Genomic DNA, 5427 nt, shown 5'->3' with positions numbered 1-5427 from the left:
GCGCAAACCCACGCTGTAGCGCGCGTCCTGGCCCGGAAGCGGCGGCGCACTGGCGGGTTTTGCCTTCAGCCAGGCCAGCGCGTCGGCGGCGGCGATTTCCCCCATCGACTTGGCGGACGGCGCCACACTGAGCCCCCCGCCCTGCTGAACGTATTCAATGTCGACCCCCAGCGGCAAGGGCGCGGCATTGGCTTCGAGCCACTTGATCACCTCGGCATCGGGCACCACGCCGGCCGCCGCGGGCCCGGCACGCAAACTGCCGTGCGAGAGCACCAACACCACATCGGCCTTGCCGTCCATGACCTTGATGGCGGCCTGCCAGGCGGGGAAATCGCCCAGCGTGTGGGTGACCGCCACACTGTGCGGCGCCCAGTTGAAAGCCTCGACCTGCCTGAGTTGACCCTGGCTGGTGGGGCCGGCATCGCCCAGCACCGCCACGCGTACGGGCTGGCCCTTTTTGACGTGCTGCAGCAAGTCTCGCATGGCGGCGAGCGGCAGGCGCTCGGCGACACCGGTGACGTTGGCTGYGCCCACGTACCCGTACTCTGCGGGCTCATGGTCTATGGCGGCGAACACCACCCTGGGACGGCCCTGCCCGGCGAAGCGGCGCATCACGTATTGCTGGGCTTCGTCGTCTACCGCAATCACCAGGTCGGGGTTGAACTGCTCAATGGCGCGCAGGCCTTCCTTTGCGGCGTCCTGGCGGTGGTCTTCATCGGGAAGGCGGTCTATGCCCAGGTAATGCCAGCGAACAGTCAAGGGCTGCCTGTTTTTGTCCAGGACATGGCGTATGCCTTCGTCCATCTTGCCGACGGTGGTGGAGTTGCGGTCCGAGCTGTGCAGCACCAGCACCCGCGGCTTGGACAGGTTGAACATGCCCAGCAGCAGCAGCGCGACGAGAAGGGCCGCGCCCGTCAGGACAGCGAGGGTTCCGTTTTTCATACCAGGCCCAGCCATTCCCAGTAAGGGATCGAGAGATAGGCCGCCAGCAGGCGCGCCAGGTTCATCCAGTGGTTATAGCGCAGGAAATCGGTGTGTTTGTAGTAGCGGTCCAGCCCGCTTCCCATGACCTGCAGGTACTGTGAGCTTTGGTAGGGTATGAACCAGATGTCGCTGAACATGGCGGTCAGGAAGACCACGACCCAGGGGTTGATGAACTGCGCCTGCCCGATCGGCAGAAGGATGACCGCAGCCACGATCATGCCGGCGGTGATGGGCAGCACCAGGCGCAGCAGCAGCGTGACCACCAGCGCGACCGGGATGAACCAGACCATTTTGCCGCCGACGAAATCAAACATGTTGCCCGCGGAATGGGCCAGTGCGGTGTCCAGCCCCAGGTAGCTGATGGCGCGGCTCAGGCCGTCGAGGCTGAGCAGAAAGAAAATCATCGGCCAGTCGATCTTCTGCTGGAAGTCTTTCTTGCTCAGCAAGCCCATGAGCAGCAGGCCCACCAGCAAAAAGGCCGCCAGCCAGGCGGGAGAAATCTGGTGCCAGCCGGCGGTGCCGGCGCCCACCAGGAAGAACAGGAAACCGGTGAGTGCGGCTTTTTCGGGCCGGGTGAYGTCGCCCAGCAGGGCCAGCTGTCGCTCGAGCCTTTCCTTGGGCAAAGCGGCCTGGGCCGTGCGCCCAAAACACAGGCGCACCACCACCAGGTGCGCGGCCGTGACGGTGAGCGCAGCCACGCCGGCCGCGACAAACCAGAACAGGCCCTGGAACTGGTCCTGCAGTTGCACGGGCAGCATGCCGAAAGCCGTCAGGTTGGACGACTTGCTGGTCAGCAGCATCGGCGAGAACAGCATGGCACCGGAAAACGTGGCGGCCATCAGGGCCGTGGCGGACTTGCTGTGCGCCGGCAGGTTGAGGCCTTCGATCATGTCGCGGTAAAACGGAAGCACCAGCGACAACCGCGCATTGCCCGAGGGCATGATGGGCGACAGCAGGTAACCCGACAGCAGCAGCGCCGCCTGGTGCCAGAACGGCGTGTCGGGCAGGCGTATCAGCAACCACAACATGAAGCGGTAGCTCAGGCCCGAAGCGGAAATCACCGCGGCCAGCGCATACACGCCCACTAGCGTGGTGAGCGTTCTTGACGAGAAACCGGCCAGCGCGACTTCGTAGGGCACAAGACCGACGATCAGCACCGCGGCGATGGCCACCAGTGGCGGCACGAACTCGTCGGCCAGGTTGAACAGCCACATCAGCACCGTGGCCGACAGGATGGCCAGGAACAACGAGGCCTCCACCACCAGCCCAGCCGAGCCGGAGAGGAAATAAATCGCGGGCGGCACCAGCACCACGCCCAGCCAGCCCACCAGCTCGCGCCGGGAAATGGGTTTGGCCGGTTTTTTGGCGGCAGGCTTGCCGGGGGCCGGCGCAAGAAAGGATTCGCCGCCCACATAACCCATCAGCGTCAGCCAGGCCTTGTTGCGCAAGGCGGGCGATTTCGCAGCCAGCTCGGCCAGGGCGTCGCGGGGGACCTGCACCGCCCTGACCGGCGTGGCTGCCGTGACGCTGCACAGGTAGCTGGCCGTATCGCAGGCGGCCTCTTCACCGCAGCGCATGCCCGGCAGCGCGACGGTACGGCCGCCAGGCGTGGTCAGCTGCAGCTCACCGGTTTCGATCACGTACAGAAATTCGGCCGGCGCGCCTTTTTCGTACAGCGTGTCGCCGGCGGCGAATTCCAGCGTGTGCAGGCTGCCGAGCAGGCGTGCAAGCTGGCTACCGGAAAGGTCGGTGAAAAGCGCGTCGCCACGCAAAAGCGCCAGGATGTCGGCGTCGGGGATGACACCAGGAATGACGGAGGAAACAGGCATGGATTCCCGGACCTACAGTGAGGTGACGGTAAGAATCCGCAGGGGCGTCGGCATGGAACCTCCTCCTTTAGCTATTGTATTGATAGCTGCTTGCGCCCGGCTTGATTGGCCTGCAGCTGTTTTCTGCCATTAAATCACCGTTTTCCCGAAAACGGCCGCCGGAAAACCCTAGGAGGCCACTGCGCCGTGGCCACTCGATACGACAGGAAGACCTGCGAGCTTCTTCAGGCCTCAAAAGTCCCCGCTGCCGCCGCTGGCCAGGCTTTCGAACTTGGTGATGCGGTTCAGGAACGCCAGTTTGACTGTGCCGGTGGGGCCGTTACGCTGCTTGCTGATGATGACCTCGGCGACGCCCGGCTCCTTGCAGGCCTCTTTGGTGTAGTACTCGTCACGGTAGATGAACATGATGATGTCRGCGTCCTGCTCGATGGCGCCGGACTCGCGCAGGTCGCTCATCATGGGGCGTTTGTCGGTGCGGGATTCCACGCCGCGGCTGAGCTGCGACAGCGCGATCACGGGGCACTGCAGCTCTTTGGCCAGCATCTTCAGGCCGCGTGAGATTTCGCCGACGGCGGTGGCGCGGTTCTCGTCTGCCATGCCGCCGGATACGCTCATGAGCTGCAAATAGTCGACCACAATCAGGCCGAGCTTGCCGCACTGGCGTGCCAGGCGGCGGGCGTTGGCACGCAGCTCACTCACAGTGAGGCCGGGGGTTTCGTCGATGTGCAACGAAACCGTGCGCAGCTTTTCAATGGCTTCGGTCAGGCGCGGCCATTCTTCGTCCGTCAGGGCGCCGGTGCGCAGATGGGTCTGGTCGATGCGGCCRATGGAGCCCACGATACGCACGGCAAGCTGCGAGGCGCCCATTTCCATGGAGAACACGGCAACGGGCAGACCTTCGAGCAAGGCGACGTTTTCGGCAATGTTGATGGCCAGTGCGGTTTTGCCCATGGAGGGGCGCGCCGCCAGGATCACCAGGTCACCGGCCTGGAAGCCGGACGTCATGCGGTCCAGGTCGTAGAAGCCCGTGGGCACGCCGGTGACGTCCTGCGGATTCTCGGCCATCTCGGTGACGCGATCGAGCAGGCTCACGACCAGCGTGTCCATGCTCTGGAAGCCTTCTTTCATGCGCGAGCCCTGCTCGCCGATCTTGAAGATCTTCTGTTCGGCCTCGTCGAGGATGGTGGCGACGTCTTTCCCCTGCGGGTTGAAGGCATTGGTGGAAATCTCGTCCGAGGCGGACACCAGTTTGCGCAGGATGGAGCGCTCGCGCACGATCTCCGCGTAGCGGCGGATGTTGGACGCGCTGGGAACGTATTGCGCAAGGGAATTGAGGTAGCTCAGGCCCCCTACTTCGTCGGCCTTGCCCTGGTTCTGCAGGTGCTCGTAGACCGTGATGATGTCGGCCGGTTTGGAGGCGTTGATCAGGGCGCCTACGGCGGCATAGATCAGCTTGTGTTCGGAGCGGTAGAAGTCCTGGTCGGTCAGCAGGTCGCCCACACGGTCCCACGCGCCGTTGTCGAGCAGCAGGCCGCCCAGCACGCTGGATTCACCCTCGATGGAGTGCGGCGGAATGCGCAGCTGGGCGATCTGGCGGTCAGGGCTGTAGCCGGGATCGTCATAGGTGGAAAGTACGGCGGACATGGGTTTCCTTGGGAGAGGGTGAATGGTACGCCGGGAGCGTAAAACCTCACGGGATAAGGTTGTGGACAACCGGGGGAAATCGGGTGGAAATACACCGTGAGCTTGTGTACAGCCGCTTGATCCGGCCGGCCATGAAAAAAGCCGCTCGGCGAGCGGCTTTTTTTCGGGAAGGGAGAAAACGCTTAAGCGGTTTCGCCGTACACGGTGACGGTGATGTCCACTGCCACGTCGGTGTGCAGGGCAACGGTCACGGCGTGGTCGCCAACAATCTTCAGCGGACCGTTAGGCATGCGGATTTGCGACTTCAGCACAGGGAAGCCCTGCTTGGTCAGCTCGGCCGAGATGTCATGGTTGGTGACGGAGCCGAACAGGCGGCCGTCAACACCGGCTTTTTGCGTGAGCTTGACGGTGGTGCCGCCGAGCTTTGCGCCCTGGGCCTGCATTTCGGCCAGCTTGGCAGCTGCAGCTTTTTCGAGTTCGGCGCRCTTGGCTTCGAATTCGGCCTTGTTGGCTTCCGTGGCGCGGCGTGCGCGGCCCGAAGGGATCAGGAAGTTGCGTGCATAGCCGTCTTTGACCTTGACGATTTCGCCGAGGTTACCGAGGTTCACGACTTTGTCGAGCAGAATAATTTGCATGGTCGTGCTCCTTACAGGCTACGGTGCTGGTCGCTGTAAGGCAGCATCGCGAGGAAGCGAGCGCGCTTGACGGCGGTGTTGATCTGGCGCTGGAAAATCGCGCGCGTGCCAGTCAGGCGTGCGGGGATGATTTTTCCGTTTTCGGCTACGAAATCGCGCAGGGTGTCGATGTCTTTGTAGTCGATTTCTTCAACGCCAGCGGCTGTGAAGCGGCAAAAACGCTTGCGCTTGAACAGCAGGGATTGGGTATTGCGCTTGGGGCGCTTGTCTTTGTTGAAACGTTTTGGTCCGGGCATGATGGACTCCTTAAATGGGGTTCGGTACTTGCTCTACCT

General features: G+C 63.2%; 5 protein-coding genes. All 5 read right to left on the bottom strand.

The genetic code is table 11. The annotated features are described in order from the left end of the window. On the bottom strand, positions 1 to 942 hold a 942-nt coding region (locus tag AC1D1P_RS13365), incomplete at its 3' end, for an ABC transporter substrate-binding protein (RefSeq protein WP_477673318.1). Continuing rightward, positions 939 to 2813, bottom strand: a complete 1875-nt coding sequence (locus AC1D1P_RS13360) for an SLC13 family permease (protein ID WP_477673317.1) — start codon at positions 2811 to 2813, stop codon at positions 939 to 941. The genes AC1D1P_RS13360 and AC1D1P_RS13365, both read right to left, overlap by 4 nt. A gap of 231 nt (positions 2814 to 3044) precedes the next feature. Then, entirely contained in the window at positions 3045 to 4457 is a 1413-nt protein-coding gene (gene dnaB / locus AC1D1P_RS13355; protein WP_457278782.1) for a replicative DNA helicase, read from the bottom strand. 182 nt (positions 4458 to 4639) lie between these two features. Then, complete coding sequence (rplI, locus tag AC1D1P_RS13350; RefSeq protein ID WP_477673316.1) at positions 4640 to 5092, bottom strand: 50S ribosomal protein L9; 453 nt, start codon at positions 5090 to 5092, stop codon at positions 4640 to 4642. Between the two features lie 11 nt (positions 5093 to 5103). After that, the gene (rpsR, locus tag AC1D1P_RS13345; RefSeq protein WP_077592883.1) at positions 5104 to 5388 is read right to left on the bottom strand and encodes a 30S ribosomal protein S18; all 285 of its coding nucleotides are present in this window, start codon (positions 5386 to 5388) and stop codon (positions 5104 to 5106) included. Positions 5389 to 5427 lie beyond the last annotated feature (39 nt).

The sequence above is a fragment of the Polaromonas sp. P1_E1_2 genome, assembly GCF_056406035.1.
This window is presented reverse-complemented; position numbering and strand designations above follow the sequence as displayed.